The following is a 17,159-nucleotide window of genomic DNA, read 5'->3' on the forward strand; positions in this document are numbered from 1 at the left end:
ATAACGAGTGTGGTTTCAAGAGTAGAAAAGTCAAAATGAAACGCGATCGCATTCCCCCCGGCCCCGGTCAAGAATCAGTATGGGATTATCCGCGTCCGCCGCGTCTGGAAGAAACCCCCAAACACATCCAGATTGTCTTCAATGGCGTAGCGATCGCAGATACCCACAAGGCACAGCGGGTACTGGAAACCAGCCACCCGCCCGTTTACTACCTTCCTCCCGAAGATATCAAGATGGAATACCTGGTGGGGGCAACTAAGGGTTCATTTTGTGAGTGGAAAGGAAGTGCTATTTACTACACCGTCTCAGTTGGCGATAAACAAGCACCGAACGCAGCCTGGGGTTATCCCAATCCCACACCAACCTTTGCAGCTATTAAAGACTACATAGCCTTTTATGCCCAGATGATGGATGCTTGCTATGTCGATGGTGAAAAAGTGCAGCCGCAGCCTGGGGGTTTCTACGGCGGTTGGATTACCAGCGATATTGTAGGGCCATTCAAAGGCGAACCGGGAACCTGGGGTTGGTAGCGGCAAAATATAGTAGGGCGCTATCTGAAGTGAAAAGTGCCTAATTTCAATTACCTTGATACACTAATTCAAAACTAGCCCACAGCATTGCCCTTCTTGTTCTAAAATGCCCTTGTCAAGAAGGATATGCTTAAAGTATGACGAATCAACAATCTCCCATCCCCGTTGTTGTCAACGGTGCGGCTGGCAAAATGGGACGCGAAGTGGTCAAAGCCGTTGCACAAGCCAAAGATATGACCCTCTTGGGGGCAATAGACCGCACTCCGGAACATCAAGGGAAAGACGTTGGAGAAGTGGCAGGCTGCGGCCCTTTGGAAGTGCCGATTGTCAGCGACTTACAAGGGATGCTGGTGCTGGCGACACAGGAAAGAGAACAGGGAGTGATGGTAGATTTTACCCATCCAGACTCAGTTTATGAGAACGTGCGGAGTGCGATCGCTTACGGCATTCGTCCCGTAGTTGGCACCACAGGTCTGAGTCTAGAGCAAATTCAAGACCTTGCCGACTTTGCCGACAAAGCCAGCACAGGTGCCTTGATTATCCCTAACTTCTCTATCGGCATGGTGTTGCTACAGCAAGCCGCTATCCAGGCATCCAATTACTTTGACCATGTTGAAATTATCGAGTTACACCACAACCAAAAAGCCGATGCCCCTAGCGGTACGGCTCTTCAGACTGCCCAATTGTTAGCTGAACTCGGCAAAACCTTTAACCCACCATCGGTAGAAGAAACTGAAAAACTACCAGGTGCCAGAGGTTCTCAAGCAGAGGAAGGAATTCGCATCCACAGCGTTCGTCTACCTGGTTTGATTGCCCACCAAGAAGTTATCTTTGGAGCATCTGGTCAAATTTATACTCTGCGCCACGATACTACAGACAGGTCGTGCTATATGCCTGGTGTTCTACTAGCCATCCGCAAAGTCACTCAAATCAAATCTTTAGTTTATGGTTTAGAAAAGATATTGTAAGTAGCTAATCGCAATTAGCAATCCTTCAACTAGCAATTCTCCAATTAGCAATTAGCTTTCCTCATGTTAGTCCCATTAACACGCCAGAAATTTGAAGAGTTGATTCCCGTTATCGCCACAGGGCCGCAGTATGCCTACTACTGGGGTAAGTTTCAAGAATTTTTAAAGCGACTACTGATTTCAGTCCTCGTCGTTGTGGTGGTTTTACTCTTAGGTAATTTTGTTTTGGGCGAACAGTTGGGTGGGATAACCTTTTTCTTGGGAGTAATAGGTGGTCTTTACTGGCTGTGGGGGCCCATCTACTCGGCTAGTATGCGGAATGTTTCCTATCGTCGCTACCCTTACAGTGGATTCTGGCGGGGTGAGGTATTGGATGTTTTTGTTACAGAAGAATTGATTGGCGAGGAGCAAACTGTCAATAATCGCGGACAGCTGGTAATCATTGAAAATCGGGAACGACGGCTGAATATAGAAGTCGGAGACGAAACCGGATTTACTACTCAGATCCAAGCGCCCCTAAAGAAGACTCATAAAGCAATTAGACCGGGGCAAATTGCGGAAATGGTAGTGCTATCGAATCAAAAAGATTTGGGACGCATTGCCAAATTCACAGACGTTTATCTTCCGGATGAGAATCTGTGGGTAAGCGACTATCCTTACTTGCAACGAGGTTTCTTTGTCGATGTCAGCCGTCAGTTGCAGTACGCCGATGATGTTCCCTATCCTGAAGAGCCTAAAGAGCGTACTCAACGGCGTAAGCGATCGCGTCGTCCTTAGTTTCCCAAATAAATAATCAGGATAACGCTCGTCATCCCTTTTGACCTTATCCCGAATTATTCAAGGGAAGGTTTAAAAAAAAAATAGAGTTTCCCTTCGGAAATCGGAAAGTTGATACACAATTAAAGGAACCCCTAACGGAGAAAAGCAATGGCAAAGGAAAAGGGCGGTAGAGAAGCCAAAAAGCCTAAAAAGGAATCTGACGGGACTAAGAAGGAGAAGAAAGACCCGAACAGACATAACGGATTACCAGGTAAGTAATAAGGGCGAAGTTCCGCCTTCACGTTAGTCTACAGGCTTAGTCTTGGAAATACCTGTCCAGAGTGCGATCGCACTCTGGTTAGGTTTTGTTTGGGAGGCACTGCCTCCTAGCTCTTGTTACCCAGCTTGCACCCGGTAACAAGAATAACGAGTTTAGCCTACGCCATTAGGATCTTGCCCGTATGCCTGCCAAGCTAAGTCAACCAATCCATTGACAATCGCCGCAGCTACTACTGCACTGCCCTTACGACCTTCAATCCGAATGTGAGGAACCAGAGAATCTTTCAACCGATCTTTGGCGACATCCACATCTACAAATCCCGAAGGTGTACCAATTACTAACGCTGGTCTAATTTCCTCTGCCTCAATTAACTCTACAAGGGCAGTGAGAGCCGTCTGCGCCTGACCGACGACAAAAATTCCCTCAGGATAGCGTTTAGCTAGGGTTTCGATTCCCCAGGCAGCACGACTTTTTTCTTTTTGGGGGCGCGTCAGAGCTTCCATACTGCAATACACCGGATTAGCAAAAGTATTTTGGATAGTTGGTGTAATGCCGACTTGCACCATTGGCACATCTACGACAATGGTACTACGAGCCGCTAAAGCTGCTGCACCAGCTTGGAGCGCACGTTCAGAAAAACGTATTAAAGACATATATTCAAAGTCGGCGGTTGCGTAAATCACCCGGCGGACAATCTCATATTCTGCCGGAGAAAAGATGTGGTCGCCCATTTCCCGGTCGATAATTGCCAAACTTTGGGCATCTGTTACGTGCCATTCCATAGCCATCAGCAAGAAGGGGATGAAAAAGTTATGAGTTATAAGTTATGAGTTATGAGTTATGAGTTATGGGTTATAAATTAATAACTCAAAGACGCGATAAATCGCCGTCTCTACAACTCCTGACTCCTAACTCTTCACTTTTAACTCCTAAATATCACCTTCCACCTTACACCCTTTAGGTTTCGGAAGCCGTAGAGTTACTGATCATTGGCGACAGGTAAGCTACTAAGGCACCGATCATGAAACCTGCGAAGTTGCGAAACAGAGGCAACCACTCAGAGGTACGAGAGATAACTGGGCCGATGCCAAAGGCAATGAACAAAATTCCCCACAGTGGGGAGAAGATTAAAGCCCACTGCCATGCAAAAATCTGCCCTTCTTTGCGAGGGATAGCGGCAAAGCCACAGATAACTCCACCAACTATGGAGGTAATCAGGGTGAGAATCCACTGTTCTCTGGGCAGTCCGGGGACAACGCGGCAACCACCTTGAACCAGACAGCCTTTGATGGATTCTAAGGATTGAATGATTGACTGGTCTTCGCCGTTTTCGCGGACAAAGTACAGATTACCAAAGCGTGTCTGTAACTCGATCCAGAAGGTACGAGGCATGAGCTTATAAACTTCATCGCCTACATTAAAGTTGAGGATATTGCCGCCCCTTTGGTCAGCAACTAGCAGGATACTTTTATCATCCAGACCCCAAAAATCTTTTACGGCACGACCGGGGGTGCGGTCATACTGAGTTAAAACTCGCAGTTTCCAGCCAGTTTCAGCTTCAAATTCTTCTATATTTTTGACAAGTGCCTCTTCCTGAATGTTGGTGAGGGCTTTAGCTAAGTCTATTACTGGAGTGGGGGTTTCGGGCAGTAAGTCGGGGTTGTTATAGGCGTGGGCCACGGGAGCGATCGCCCATATGGACATTGCCAAAATAAAGGCGACCAGAGATGCCAGAAGTCGTTTTGGGGAAATATGCGGCATTGGCAATTTGATTTTTTTTATATACGGACTGGTTAGGTAAACTGATATTTCTTAACACTTGTTTACCTTCCTTTAATACTATGCCATCTAATTGAGTCTCCTCAAATAGCGATCGCCCTGAGATTACCCGCCTTTACCCAGGTGCTTTTTCTCCAGTCGCATCAACCCCATAATCAGCGCCACCCCCACAGCAGCACCACCGAGGTGAGCGAAATGGTCTACGCCGTCTCGCGCCCCCGTCTGTCCGAACTCGAAAAATACTCGTTCAACAACAAACTGCCCCAGAATCAGCACTTCCAGAATTTTTCGCCAATTCCAGCTCAACTTAATCAACACGCTGACGGCGAACAACCCAAAGACTGCTCCCGACGCTCCCAAAGAATAAATTCCCCCCGGTTGAAAAAGCCAGCTCATTAGGCTAGCTCCCAGTCCGCAGATTAAATAAGAGCCAATGACCCCTAAAAGGCCTTCCTCTTCCTCAACTAAGCGACCAAAGATGTAAAGAAAAAACAGATTTCCCGACAAGTGCGCCCAGCTTGCGTGAGAAAACATTGCCGTAAAAAATTGATACCACGCTGGGTTGGAATGGTTCAGAGCCAGGGTTCTAGTCAGAGCAATGCCGGGTATATTGCCAACAATAAATATCAGCAGGTTGATTGATAGCAGGGCAAAAACACCGTTGTATTGATAATTCCGCCGGGGGGAATGCCGATTATCATCTAACAGCCTGTCAGTGGCGGAATTGGCAGACTGTGAGTTTCTATCGTTTCTCATGATTAAAGAGTGTTGAGTTAGTTGCTAATTCACTTACAGAGCTGCTGATTCCATAGGCCTCTAATCTTCTGAGTCTGGCTGCTCCCGCTCCCATTCCTCATAATGTCCATTGGAAGGAGAGGCGTTGTTAGTAGGGTCTTGATAAGAAGCATCGCGGTAGCCACGCATCTCAACGGAATTTCTGTGGCTTGGTGGCAGACGATCCATCGACCGACGGGTCGAGGTGGGACGCTTGAAGGTTCTCCAAGCCGCTTTGACACCCGCAAAAACGCTCTTGGTGCCAACTTCAATATTTTGAGCCTGCTTTTTGGCACCGCTGATGCTTTGATCGACTTGTTTAACGACTTGACCAGCGCTTTTGACACCTTCGCCGACATCATCTGTCAAGTCAGTAATTTCCATACCTGTCAGACGAATTGCCTCCAGGGTTGGCGGTAATTCTCGGCGCAGAGTGTCAGCCAACTTTTCTAGACTTCTGGCTGCCCGCGCTAACTCCTGCACTGCTGGCAGTAGCGTGATTAGGACTGCGGTTAAGCTGACGGCAACCAGTAGAATTGAGAGTCCAAGCCAAAATAAGGGTTCAGTCACTTAACGTTCGCCTATCGTCTGTGGTTACAAGAGGACGGACATCAGGTTCTAATTCTGCCCCCGGTGTTTGCTTGAGCGCTTGTTGTTCGCGTTGAGTAGCTTCAATCCCCGCGGCGATCGCTTGCCGCAATCTGATCAGCGTCTCATCCCAGTTTTTCAGTGCTGATTCTGAGAGGCGATCGGCTTGCAATTGCACGCTGGTTGATAAATCTTCTGCTAACTCCGGTAAGGCATCGGCAGATTTTTTTAACAGCTGCCGCGTCTCTCGACCATTGCGGGGCGCAATCAGTAACCCAGTTATTGTTCCAATAGCGGTGCCTAGTAACACACCACCAATAAATGATCCAGATCCAGCACGGTTGTTTGACATCTTCTAGTCTCTATGTCTTACTCCAATTCTATTCAGTTTTCCCGTTAATACTGATATGTTGCCCACAGAACAAGGCAATCGTCCAATCTTTGTTTTGAAGAATTGCCCCAATCTTATACAGTAGTGGTTTCAACTTCTGCGCCAGAAGCGTACCCCTGTTGCTACCGATTTCGGCTTACCCCGCAGCCAGAACTTTCTGCCTAGGCTGAATAATCCTAAAACTTGTTGCACTCGTTGTAGTTGAGGATCGAGTTGCTGATATTGCTGTCCTAGCCGCAATGCCCCCGTTTGACCTTTAAAAATGGTTTTGGGGGCATTATGTAGCACTTTGTAGGTACTGCGTTCGGCGGCAATTATTTTATCTGCTATTTTTGCTAGACGCGATCGCAATTTAGTTATTACCCAGGCACTATACAACAGCACCAGCGAGATCAGCACGTTAAAACCCACAGCGATCGCGATCATCTTTCAATTTCCAGGTGACACACCCTTCTATTCTGGCGAATCTAGACCCAGTTTTGCCTCAATTTTTCCGACGAGCAAACCCTTGTCAGTGGAAATTACTTGGGCGTTGACAGAGAACGCTTCACTTGTGAAATTGCACTTAATGCACCAAATGTTAACAGTGCTAATGTCGAAGAACTTTCGGGAATCAAAGCTGTGTTATTCCTAGTTGCAATTGTAAACTTAGTTACTAACCCAGTTGTATCGGCACTACCAGTAGAAGCACTAGAATCGAAACTAAACACGCGAGATATAGAATCTCCAAAGGTATTTTCCGAATCAAATGCAGTTGTCCTCGTGAAAGAGAAGGTTGTCACATCAAGCAACAAGTTGCCTTGATTTGGGTCATAAAAAAATGGATTTTGTAAATCAATAACGATATCAAAATCTTTTGGTTGTTTTGGAGTGCCAATATTCGCACTAGAGAGTAAAAGCTCCCCGTTATAAACTATTGTTTCATCATCTCCAACATTTTCGGCAAAGGTTGTGCTTAAAGCATCTGGCAATAAACTGGTTGTGGAAAGATTAATTTGGATATTTGGGATAGTGGATGAAAAAGCATTACCCGCTCGTCCTGCATCGGGACGAAAAGCAATTTTAGTAATCAATCCTGGTTCTATACTTAAAAATTCAGGAGCTGCAAAAACTTGTTGATATCGTACTCCTACAGGAGAAACAAGGAAGTTATTAAAAGGGACATTATTATTTCCATTCCCCTCTATGTTAGTTTGCCTAGTTGGAGAGACAATTGTTGCCTCTGCTATATTTCTACTTTCTAAAAGCCCTACGCCAACCACTAAGCTGGCAATAATTGCTACTCTACCCGCGACCCCAGATAATTTGTGGTGACTAACCATTATAACTTCCTTTCCTTTGAGATAGTGTTACTAATCTTGAACTTGATACAGAAATAAGACACACCTCTGAAGAAAGACTTTCTGAATTGACAAATAACAGTTGTCAACCTTTTCTCAAGCTAATACAACCAATACGCTATCAAGTGCAGGGCCCCAAGAACCACCGGATGTATTCAGGCTAAAAAACTCAAGAGTTGTCTTGTTAGATTGCGCCATAAACATCCATCTTTTAGTTTGCCAGCCCATATTCGTTGGAGTGCGTCCAGAAATGTTAAATGCAAAATTAGTTGATTGCCCTGCTGCTGTTACACCCAACAGTTTAATTGGAGGCGCACCCAACGGGTTTCCAGCCAGACTAAAGGTAACAACGTAACTTTCACCAGGTACTGTGTCAAATGTTTGTGCAATTCCGCCAGCACCTGCACCGTCAAGATCCAGACTGCGATCGCCATTAGCAGCTTGCCATAGTGTGCCTACATAATCAATGGGCGCTCGTGTCACAACCCATCCTTGAATTACTGTTGACCCTGGATTGAGTTTTAAGGATTGTCCTGGGTTAGGGCCGTTTTGGAAGCTGCCGTTGATAATTAGGTTTCTACTCCGAGTGGCTCTATTTCGTCTTGTAGATTCTGTCGAAACAGTCATATCTAAAGCCCTCATTAAAAAAAAATAAAAACGGTTAAGTCAAAATGCTTATCACTACTAATATTCAATCTCACCTTAATATTCAGCTATCTATAGAAAGAACACTCGATTTTTATTAATCCACCTAAGGGCTGATATTTTAAGGGAACCTATAGCATAGCAATCCTATTTGAGTTCTGATGTCCCAGCACTTCAGATCCCCGACTTCCTAGAGAAGTCGGGGATCTGGTATTCCCGAATCATTTGGGACTGCTATATTAGTTTTTAGTTTAGTTTAATAAACCAAAGCCACCTAGACAGGGATAGATGGGCATTGCCTACACAATCCAGTAGAGGTATAGCTTTGGATTGGTTGGGTGCAATTGTATATTATTCCTCGCGGTACAAGACGAGCATCTATTTATGGTGCCAAAATCAAAAATATGAATACTGCTGAACGCATTGCTACCCTTAATCGCATCCGTAAGCTTAGCCGCCTGATGGATACAGCCATCGGTATTCCAGGCACACGTTTTCGGATTGGGTTAGATCCAATAATTGGTTTAGTCCCAGGCGCAGGAGATATTGTAAGTACAACATTTTCCGCTTATATTATCTTTTTAGCTGCGAAATTCCGGATACCGGGTGAAGATTTAAGACGAATGGTTTTCAATATTTCTTTGGAAGCTGTCGTTGGCACGGTGCCTTTGGTGGGTGACTTGTTCGATGCTTATTACAAGTCAAATATCCGTAATTTAGCAATTTTAGAAAAACATCTTGAGGCAGTTGAACCAGAAGTTGTTGAAATTGCATCTGAAATGAATCCATTAGACACTAACCCTCTGGGTAAAGTGCTATAGAAATCAGAGATGCTTATTAATAGTAGAGTTTAGATATTGTATTTTTTCCTTTGCCGTAGTTGCTATTGGCATTTTTAGGTTGATGCCGCGCTTAGGAAAAATATTAACTATAAAAGTGCAGTGCCCACGTTGATACTAAGGATTGGCTGGTTTTACTAGCATCTTTAAAGAATTATAAAATTAATTTTTGCTAATTTTAAACAAATTTATTTTCTAATCTCTCGTTTCCAGGTTCTAATCAGGAATGGTTTGAGAGAGGCGGTTGCGTTGGCTGACTTGGCTTGTAAACCATTGAAGTGACAAGTCCTGCGGGCTTATCGGAGAATTATTGGGATTGACAGGATAAATACCACCGCTTGGCAACATTTTCTGTTGCCAACGGAAGTGAGGAAACGAGAAAATAATCTGAAGACAGGCGCTGCGGTAGGTTAACTTGAGATGGAAATCGGGTTTTTTTGGCAATTTAGGCATTGCTACCCGGTAAACTTTTTAAGTAAGTGTGCTTGTTGAGGAGTATAAATTATGCGGCAAATTAATTTTTTGATAATCTTTGCGCTAATCCTTGCCTTGGTTTTATTCAGTTTAGAAAATACTGCACCCGCTGCTATTCAAATTGTCGAAGGTGTGCAGGTGCAAGCGCCCATCTGTATTGAACTGATTCTGGCGATGGGCGTGGGCGCGATTCTCGCTTGGCTGTTTAGCATCTGGACGCGGCTGTTACGCGGGATAGAATCTGGAAAACAAATGCGCCAGATGCGCTCTAAGGACGAGCGTATTCAGGAATTAGAGCAAAATATTGCCCAACGTCAAGCAGAACTGGAAGAAAAACAAAGTATGTCCCTTAGTGCTACTCTCCAAGAGCAAGACGCAGAGACAACAAAAGCCTTTGCACAGTCCATTTAACTTGTTTGGAAAAGGGTCTAGGGGCAAAAGGAGGGATTAGGATATTTCCCAATTCCCCATTCAAAATCCAAAATCCAAAATTCATATGACAGCCCAACCAGCCCAAGAAGCGATCGCTCTCCTCATCGATCTCGCCCAGCGAGGAGAAATTGACCCTTGGGATGTTCAGGTGATTGAGGTAATTGACAAATGCCTATTGGAACTAGAGAAATTAGGCGATAAGTATTCTGGCACCTGTGAAGTAGAACTGTCTCACTCCGGACAGGCTTTTTTGTATGCTTCCATGCTGGTGTTACTCAAGGCGGACACCCTGTTTTCCCAAGCATCAACAGCAGACGATCCCGAACTGGACGACACTGATGCACAAGAGGTTGCTGATGCTGCCAGAAGCTTACCAGTAAAGCTGGAGCGACATTTGCGCCGACGCGGGACTGCTATGCCTCCCTCTAGCCGTCGCGTGACGCTGCAAGAATTAATTGACCAAATACAGCAGATGGCAGATGCACTAGAAGAAAAACCTTCTCGCCGTGCTACGAAAGACCCAGTTTATCGGATTTCCCAGTCTCGCGCCCAAGCTGCCAAAGCGATCGCTGCTTTGGCTCACCAAGAAAATCTTACCGAGACGGCAGCCCAGTTAGACGTGTTTTTGAGCCGCCATCGTCCCCAAATGCCACTTGGTCAGGATTGGCTAGAGCTAGAGGAGCTGGTAGAGTTATGGGCAGGGGTGAAGCAACACTCAGAAAAGTTAAACGGTCAGGCATCGCCACCAGAGGCGTATGCTGTGCCAAAACTACATGATCGAGTGGGCGTTTTTTGGGCGCTGCTGTTACTATCAGCTCAGTCTAAAGTAGAGCTAGCCCAAGAAGAGTTCTACCAAGACCTGAAAATCCGTACTCTAGTGACTGGGGACTAGCGACTGGTTGTATTGGTTGTACTGGGAACTAAAAATTCTCTTTTAGCCAATGCCTATCGCCTACCAGGAAACTTGTAGAACATCTACAGAGTCGGTAGATTACAATGTTTGTCCGTCCGTCCCTTATTCTTTAAGGGATGGAGATTCGGCTAAATGCAATAAAACTAAAGTGGCATAGGATTGAGGAAAAATATTCATGAAAGCCATGATTCTGGCGGCTGGTAAGGGTACTCGCGTTCGTCCTATTACCTACACCATTCCCAAACCTTTGATTCCGATCCTGCAAAAACCAGTGATGGAGTTTTTAGTGGAACTGCTAAGGCAGCATGGGTTTGACGAGATCATGGTCAATGTCAGCCACCTTGCTAACGAGATTGAAAGTTATTTCCGCGATGGTCAGCGTTTTGGTGTACAGATTGGCTACTCTTTTGAAGGGAAGATTGAAGAAAACGGCGATCTGGTAGGAGAGGCTATAGGATCTGCTGGAGGAATGCGGCGTATTCAGGACTTTTCTCCTTTTTTTGACGATACTTTTGTAGTTTTGTGCGGAGATGCCCTAATTGATCTCGATCTGACAGCAGCAGTAAAGTGGCATCGAGAAAAGGGCGCGATCGCTACTATCGTCATGAAAACCGTCCCGCGAGAAGAAGTTTCTAGCTACGGTGTCGTTGTCACGGACGAGGACGGACGAGTTAAAGCTTTCCAAGAAAAGCCCTCGGTGGAAGAAGCTCTCAGCACCAACATCAACACTGGTATTTACATTTTTGAGCCAGAAGTGTTGAAGTACATCCCCTCTGGCGTTCAATATGACATTGGTAGCGACCTGTTTCCCCAGTTAGTAGCGATGAATGCCCCCTTCTACGCGATTCCAATGGATTTCGAGTGGGTGGATATTGGGAAAGTGCCGGACTACTGGCGGGCAATTCGCAGCGTACTACTGGGAGAAGTAAAAAATGTTGCCATTCCCGGACACGAAGTGGCTCCCGGTATCTACACTGGCTTGAATGTGGCCGTGAACTGGGACAAAGTTGATATTACAGGCCCCGTCTATATCGGCGCTATGACCCACATTGAAGATGGAGCCAAAATAGTAGGTCCCACCATGATTGGGCCAAATTGCTGGGTGTGTAGCGGCGCGAAAGTGGAAAACAGCGTAATTTTTGAATACTCCCGCTTGGGAGAAGATGTGCGCCTGGTAGATAAATTAGTGTTTGGACGCTACTGCGTGGATAAAACTGGTGCCACGATTGATGTCCAAGCAGCAGCGTTAGATTGGCTAATTACTGACGCTCGTCAGGTGCGGCCATCTGAACCCCCAGCAGAACGGCAAGCGATCGCTGAATTGCTAAAAAAAGAGGCCATTTAGTCATTAGTCATTAGTCATTAGTTCATAGCTTTTGACTAATGACTACCTGCTTGGCTAAAAACTTTGCTTCGTAGCAATTGAGACTTTCGGGCGGCCTTGATAGGGACATGGCATTGCCCTGTCCCTATAGATGTATCCCACCCAACCCTGGAATTGCTGTAGTGAATTACTTTAATGCGGGGAGTGTCAACCGTGATGATGGTGATAGCGACTGAAGGCAGGGCCATAGGTAGCTAAAAGGTTTTGTGGAGAAAGGGCAATATCGGGCGTGCCAGTGCAAACGACGGTTTGGTTGAGACAGAGAACGCGATCGCAATGTCGGCTCACCATATCAATATCGTGGGAAACCTGCAACACTGTCCAGTTTCGCTCCCGTTTAAGTTCATTTAGCAAATTATAAAAATCTGCTGCCCCCTGTACGTCTACACCAGCAAACGCTTCATCCAGCACCAGCAGTTGACGAGGCATCACCAAGCAATAAGCCAACAATACTCGCTTTAGTTGTCCGCCGCTGAGAGTGCCGATGGCTTGATGGCGAAGGTGGTAGGCATCCACACGTTTAAGCGCGGACGCGATCGCATCTATCTTTTCTCCATCTTCCCACCACAGCCTTCGCCAAAAGGGTGTATTCCCTTTGTTACTGGGGAGATTCCCATGAAGGCTTTTGCTTTCCTTAACCCATCCCAACCCCACCAATTCCTCAACAGATATGGGAAAACTGCGGTCAAAAATAAAATTTTGCGGCATATAGCCCAGCAAATGACACAGATGCCCCAATCTTTCCGCGGGACGATCAAAAATCTCAATCTTTCCAGCACTTCTGTCAATCAATCCTAGAATCGCCTGCACCAGCGTACTTTTACCCGCACCATTCGGCCCCACTACCGCTGTGTCAGTTCCAGGCTGCAATTCAAAAGAGACATCCCGCAACGCCAAATAGTTACCTTGATAAACAGTCAAGCCATCCACCTTCAAAATCGGGTGTTGGCAATTTAGATTTTTTAAATTCACAACTCAACACTCAATACTCAAAACTTCCAACTTCCAACTTCCAACTCCTAACTTTCCTTACACGCAGCTTCAATAGTTTGCAGATTGTTTCTCATCGCTCTAAAGTAATGATCCGAATCTTGCGGGCCATTTTCCAGAGGATCGATGGGACGCAGGGTTAAGTTTAAGTCTTGGGAAAGACTTTGCAGCAATTTGTTGTCAGTTCCCGGTTCCCCAAGCAAAGCTTTCACCTTATACTGTTTCACTGCTCCCACTGCCTTTTGTACATCAGCAGGCGAGAGACTATCTTCTGGAATCTGGACAACCGCAACCTGTTTAAGTTGGTAGCGTTTAGCTAAGTAAGGGTAGGCATCGTGGAAGGTGACATAAGTGCAACCGCGATAAGGTTGCAACCGTTGCTGAAATTCTTTGTCTAACGCTTCTAGCTGCTGAATGTAAGCAGTTGCGTTGGCTTGGTAAGTAGTTTGGTTTCCCGGATCGGCTGCGACTAAACCATCCCGAATATTCTCAACTTGCTGCTTTGCTAAGGATGGATCTAGCCAAACGTGGGGATTACCTCCGGCGTGTTCGCGATCGCCTTTTTCTTCGGCGTGGTCGTGGTCGGTTTCTTCTAGGGTTTTAATACCTTTACTTGCCTCGATCTCTTTTAGATTGGTATTTCCGGCGTTTTTGACTGTTTCTTTGAGAAATTCTTCCAAACCCAAACCGTTTTTCACCACCACATCCGCTTGCGCGATTGCTTGCACGGTTGCTGGTGTCGCTTGATACTCATGCACTTCTGAACCAGGTGGTACTAAAATATCTACCTGTGCCTTGTCACCAGCAACTGCCTTGGTAAACCAGTACATCGGCAAAAAGGTTGTTACTATTTTTACCGTCTCGCCACCTTTTGCTGCTGCTGGCGGCGAAGCTGTCTGATTTTGAGACTGTGCCGTAGATTCGGCTTGAGTGCATCCATTAGCAGCTAATATTGGCAGCAAAGCTCCCAATATTAGCCCAATTATGCCCGGATGATGTCGCATATGAGGGCGTGTCACAATTTTTCCCCTTAACTTGTAAATATCTTTTTTTTGAGAATGAGTCTTGTTCTACTATATGAGAATCAGTCTCATTTTAGTACGATGTTACTGTCGGTGATGAGATTTTGTGAAAGTAATGCCCTAGTGGAGGATTGCAAAATTCTCAAAAAATCAGAACAATTACATTGGTGTGAAAATAGGCATAATTTCTCAGTAGCAACTGATACTTTGCAGTTGAACAGGACAAGCTACGGGCAAAATCAAGAATTAATTTTGTCCATAAGCTGCCTCTAGGCACTAATGGGGTCAAAATCTGAGAATCTTAAACGGGTGTGAGGAGTTACAAAAGAATGTTAAAGAGCTTGTGGAATGCTCTGCTGGTAAGCCCAGCTGTTTTGGGTGCGATCTTGTTGATTGGTGCTGGTGCGATCGCCTCTGAAACCTCAGATGTTATCGAAGGTACAAGCTTAGAGGTTTCAGATGCTAACGCAGATTATAAGGTAGCTAATGTTACTAAAGATGATGTAATAGAGGCAGTAGAAACACCGAATTTAGTTGCTGACAATCAACCATCAACAATCAAAAAAGTGGTTCCAAGTTCAGAAATTGTGGCTGATAGCAATCAACCATCAACCACAAATGCTGATGTGTTAGAACAAATCGATGTTTATAGTGATCGCGCTAGTGAAGATTCCCTGGAACAGGTGACGAATGTTTCTCAGTTGCGGGACGTGCAACCGACAGACTGGGCGTATGAAGCACTACGAAGTCTTGTCGAACGCTACGGCTGTATAGCAGGATATCCTGATGGCACATTTCGCGGCAACCGGGCGCTATCGCGTTATGAATTTGCTGCTGGGTTGAATGCCTGTCTGTTGCAAATTGAGAAATTGATTGCCGCCAGCACAGCTGATTTTGTCACCAAAGAAGATTTAGCAACCTTGCAACGGCTGATTGATGAATTTGGCACAGAATTGGCGACTTTACGGACGCGAGTAGATAATCTAGAAGGTCGCACGAAGTTCTTAGAAGAAAATAACTTCTCCACCACCACCAAACTAGCGGGCGAAGTTATCTTTGGGCTGGCAAGTATCTTAACCGGAGAAGATGCCACAGGCGATGATATTGACAGCCTGACAATTTTTGGTCATAGATCGCGTCTCAACTTTGAAACCAGCTTCACCGGAAGAGACGTTCTGAGAACGCGACTGCAAGCAGAAGGATTGGGTTCTCTTGCCGAACGTACCCTCACGCCAGAAGGTCAGCTAGCTTTCTCTGGAGAAGCAGACAATGATATTTTTGTCGATGCTTTGCTTTACGCTTTTCCTCTCGGCGAAAACACAGAGGTTGTAATTGCTGCTAATGCTGGTGCTTCGGATGACTTTGCCAGTACCGTCAATTTCCTAGACGGCGACGGCGCAACGGGCGCACTGTCTGCCTTTGGAACGCGCAACCCGATTTATTACCTAGCTGAAGGTGCCGGGATTGGGGTAAGACATCAGTTAGGTAATAGACTGGAAATCAGCTTAGGCTATTTAGCTGGTGATGCCGCGAACCCAGAAGACGATGGGGGTTTGTTCAATGGCCCTTACGCTGGTTTTGCACAGCTGCTGATCAAGCCAAGCGATCGCTTGAATATTGGTTTGACTTACATTCATTCATACAACAACAATGACACTGGGACTGGCAGTAATCTAGCTAACTTCCAAGGTGGACTTTCTCGCTTCTTCGACCGAGATGCTGGCGGTTCCTCGGTAGGCGATACTTTGGGTAGCTTAGGTTTCAGTACCGGACTCCCCCTAGTCAGCAATTCTTATGGTTTAGAGTTGTCTTGGCAATTAAGCGATCGCTTTGTTATCGGTGGTTGGGCTGGTTACACTAACACTCGCAACCTCTCCACCTTAGGCGGGTTAATTGACCGTGGCGATGTTGACATCTGGAACTGGGCTATTACTTTAGCATTCCCCGACCTTGGTAAAAAAGGCAACTTGGGCGGTCTGATTGTAGGTATGGAACCGAAAGTAACTAACTCCACCATAGATGTAAATCTAGGCGCAGTAGCTCTATTACCTCCAAATATACCCCTACCCCCAGTTGGAGAAAATGACGATACTTCACTGCACGTTGAAGCGTTTTACCAATATCAAGTGACAGAAAATATTTCCATCACCCCTGGAGTTATTTGGCTCACTGCTCCCGATCACAACTCGCGCAATAATGATATTGTGATCGGTACGATCCGCACTACATTTACTTTCTAGTCAGTTGTCTGTGGCGCAGGTATTTTGCCTGCGTCCATCGATTCTTTTTTGCTACTAACTAAGAGGATATTTTAAAAGTCCCACTGGCTGTAGCAAGCCGTACAATATCCACCTTGAAAAGCAGGGGGGTTCATACAACCCTTAGAAAATATCGAAAATTGCAACATTTTGTAGGGGCATGGCAATCAAAAAGCCCCTACCGCTAACCAAAATCAACCTAGTAGCTATGACTAATAACTAATGAATATTATCAGCCTCAAATAATGCCAAAATTTTATCGAAAATGGCATCGCCAGCACGAGTTTCTAGAATAGAATGTGCTAATTTTACAAAAGATAAGTCGAGTCTGTTATCAGTATTAATAAGCTTGCTGGCAGCATAAAAAGTGATGTCATTCACACTTCCTTCATTCGTTATTCCTGTTTGCCATCCAGCCTTATTCCAAGAAAGAGATTTGCCGCGTAAAGTAAACTGAAACCACTCGATATTATCCTCGCGCAGATCCAAAAAGACATCAAAATAAGGCTCTTTAATACCCTGATACCATATTCTTTTGGAACCATTTACTTTGACTGGGGTCAGTATCTTCTGATCGATCCGTTGCAAAGAAGCACCCAGTGCGACAATCTCATCCGCGTCAATAGTAATATTAGTTCGGTGCATAACAGCAAAGTTTAGTAAATTCACCATCATTCGGGGTGTCTGTTACCAGACCGCTAGGCAATTGATAACCAAATTATCCCCTAAACAGGGCATACTTTTAGGATACGAGACTTTTTGCTTTGACTCCGGATGGAGGATTAATTATTAG

20 protein-coding genes are annotated in these 17,159 nt (G+C 45.5%); 8 read left to right on the plus strand and 12 right to left on the minus strand.

Annotation, left to right across the window (positions count from 1 at the left end):
* The first annotated feature begins 35 nt into the window (after window positions 1–35).
* The 3 genes from H6F63_RS12805 (at window position 36) to H6F63_RS12815 (ending at window position 2,275) form a co-directional block, all read left to right on the plus strand.
* Window positions 36–530, plus strand: coding sequence for a DUF427 domain-containing protein (locus H6F63_RS12805; RefSeq protein WP_190425385.1), 495 nt, complete (start codon window positions 36–38; stop codon window positions 528–530).
* 137 nt (window positions 531–667) lie between these two features.
* Window positions 668–1,498 (plus strand): 4-hydroxy-tetrahydrodipicolinate reductase, encoded by an 831-nt coding sequence (dapB, locus tag H6F63_RS12810; protein ID WP_190637874.1) that lies wholly within the window; start codon window positions 668–670, stop codon window positions 1,496–1,498.
* A gap of 63 nt (window positions 1,499–1,561) precedes the next feature.
* The gene (locus tag H6F63_RS12815; protein WP_190637875.1) at window positions 1,562–2,275 is read left to right on the plus strand and encodes a phosphate ABC transporter permease; all 714 of its coding nucleotides are present in this window, start codon (window positions 1,562–1,564) and stop codon (window positions 2,273–2,275) included.
* Window positions 2,276–2,689: 414 nt separating this feature from the next.
* Here the strand turns inward: H6F63_RS12815 and H6F63_RS12820 are convergent, their stop codons facing one another.
* From H6F63_RS12820 to H6F63_RS12855, 8 genes are all read right to left on the minus strand, one after another.
* Window positions 2,690–3,319 (minus strand): precorrin-8X methylmutase, encoded by a 630-nt coding sequence (locus H6F63_RS12820; RefSeq protein ID WP_190425375.1) that lies wholly within the window; start codon window positions 3,317–3,319, stop codon window positions 2,690–2,692.
* 175 nt (window positions 3,320–3,494) lie between these two features.
* Window positions 3,495–4,298, minus strand: coding sequence for a TPM domain-containing protein (locus H6F63_RS12825; RefSeq protein ID WP_190440173.1), 804 nt, complete (start codon window positions 4,296–4,298; stop codon window positions 3,495–3,497).
* A 123-nt stretch (window positions 4,299–4,421) separates the two neighbouring features.
* Window positions 4,422–5,072: a rhomboid family intramembrane serine protease gene (locus H6F63_RS12830; protein WP_190637877.1), complete on the minus strand. Its 651-nt coding sequence runs from the start codon at window positions 5,070–5,072 to the stop codon at window positions 4,422–4,424.
* Window positions 5,073–5,132: 60 nt separating this feature from the next.
* The gene (locus H6F63_RS12835) at window positions 5,133–5,660 is read right to left on the minus strand and encodes a DUF948 domain-containing protein (RefSeq protein ID WP_347276791.1); all 528 of its coding nucleotides are present in this window, start codon (window positions 5,658–5,660) and stop codon (window positions 5,133–5,135) included.
* Complete coding sequence (locus H6F63_RS12840) at window positions 5,653–6,030, minus strand: YtxH domain-containing protein (RefSeq protein ID WP_190425363.1); 378 nt, start codon at window positions 6,028–6,030, stop codon at window positions 5,653–5,655. Before H6F63_RS12840 ends, H6F63_RS12835 begins: the two co-directional genes overlap by 8 nt.
* Before the next feature lie 129 nt (window positions 6,031–6,159).
* Window positions 6,160–6,495 carry a hypothetical protein gene (locus H6F63_RS12845; protein ID WP_190440184.1) on the minus strand — a complete coding sequence of 112 codons (336 nt, stop codon included), beginning with the start codon at window positions 6,493–6,495 and terminating at the stop codon, window positions 6,160–6,162.
* 95 nt (window positions 6,496–6,590) lie between these two features.
* On the minus strand, window positions 6,591–7,391 hold the full coding sequence (locus H6F63_RS12850) for a hypothetical protein (protein ID WP_190637879.1): 801 nt from the start codon (window positions 7,389–7,391) through the stop codon (window positions 6,591–6,593).
* A gap of 114 nt (window positions 7,392–7,505) precedes the next feature.
* Entirely contained in the window at window positions 7,506–8,036 is a 531-nt protein-coding gene (locus tag H6F63_RS12855) for a choice-of-anchor C family protein (RefSeq protein ID WP_190637881.1), read from the minus strand.
* Window positions 8,037–8,458: 422 nt separating this feature from the next.
* Here H6F63_RS12855 and H6F63_RS12860 point away from each other — a divergent pair, with 422 nt between their 5' ends.
* On the plus strand, window positions 8,459–8,875 hold the full coding sequence (locus tag H6F63_RS12860) for a DUF4112 domain-containing protein (protein WP_190637883.1): 417 nt from the start codon (window positions 8,459–8,461) through the stop codon (window positions 8,873–8,875).
* A gap of 234 nt (window positions 8,876–9,109) precedes the next feature.
* Here H6F63_RS12860 and H6F63_RS12865 read toward each other — a convergent pair whose 3' ends face one another.
* Entirely contained in the window at window positions 9,110–9,346 is a 237-nt protein-coding gene (locus tag H6F63_RS12865) for a hypothetical protein (RefSeq protein WP_190637885.1), read from the minus strand.
* A gap of 51 nt (window positions 9,347–9,397) precedes the next feature.
* Here H6F63_RS12865 and H6F63_RS12870 point away from each other — a divergent pair, with 51 nt between their 5' ends.
* From H6F63_RS12870 to H6F63_RS12880, 3 genes are all read left to right on the plus strand, one after another.
* Complete coding sequence (locus H6F63_RS12870; RefSeq protein ID WP_190460007.1) at window positions 9,398–9,778, plus strand: LapA family protein; 381 nt, start codon at window positions 9,398–9,400, stop codon at window positions 9,776–9,778.
* Window positions 9,779–9,863: 85 nt separating this feature from the next.
* Complete coding sequence (locus tag H6F63_RS12875; protein ID WP_190637887.1) at window positions 9,864–10,691, plus strand: segregation/condensation protein A; 828 nt, start codon at window positions 9,864–9,866, stop codon at window positions 10,689–10,691.
* 196 nt (window positions 10,692–10,887) lie between these two features.
* Window positions 10,888–12,057 carry an NDP-sugar synthase gene (locus H6F63_RS12880; protein WP_190637890.1) on the plus strand — a complete coding sequence of 390 codons (1,170 nt, stop codon included), beginning with the start codon at window positions 10,888–10,890 and terminating at the stop codon, window positions 12,055–12,057.
* A gap of 186 nt (window positions 12,058–12,243) precedes the next feature.
* Here H6F63_RS12880 and H6F63_RS12885 read toward each other — a convergent pair whose 3' ends face one another.
* Window positions 12,244–13,068, minus strand: a complete 825-nt coding sequence (locus H6F63_RS12885; protein ID WP_190637892.1) for an ATP-binding cassette domain-containing protein — start codon at window positions 13,066–13,068, stop codon at window positions 12,244–12,246.
* 47 nt (window positions 13,069–13,115) lie between these two features.
* A complete protein-coding gene (locus H6F63_RS12890) occupies window positions 13,116–14,090 on the minus strand; it encodes a zinc ABC transporter substrate-binding protein (RefSeq protein ID WP_190637930.1) in 975 nt (324 codons plus the stop codon).
* A 347-nt stretch (window positions 14,091–14,437) separates the two neighbouring features.
* Between H6F63_RS12890 and H6F63_RS12895 the strand changes: the two genes are divergently transcribed.
* A complete protein-coding gene (locus H6F63_RS12895; RefSeq protein ID WP_190637894.1) occupies window positions 14,438–16,348 on the plus strand; it encodes an iron uptake porin in 1,911 nt (636 codons plus the stop codon).
* A gap of 237 nt (window positions 16,349–16,585) precedes the next feature.
* Here the strand turns inward: H6F63_RS12895 and H6F63_RS12900 are convergent, their stop codons facing one another.
* Entirely contained in the window at window positions 16,586–17,041 is a 456-nt protein-coding gene (locus tag H6F63_RS12900; protein WP_199297986.1) for a hypothetical protein, read from the minus strand.
* Window positions 17,042–17,159: the final 118 nt, after the last annotated feature.

This window comes from Trichocoleus sp. FACHB-40, from assembly GCF_014695915.1.
GTDB classification, from domain to species: Bacteria; Cyanobacteriota; Cyanobacteriia; order Cyanobacteriales; family FACHB-T130; genus Funiculus; species Funiculus sociatus.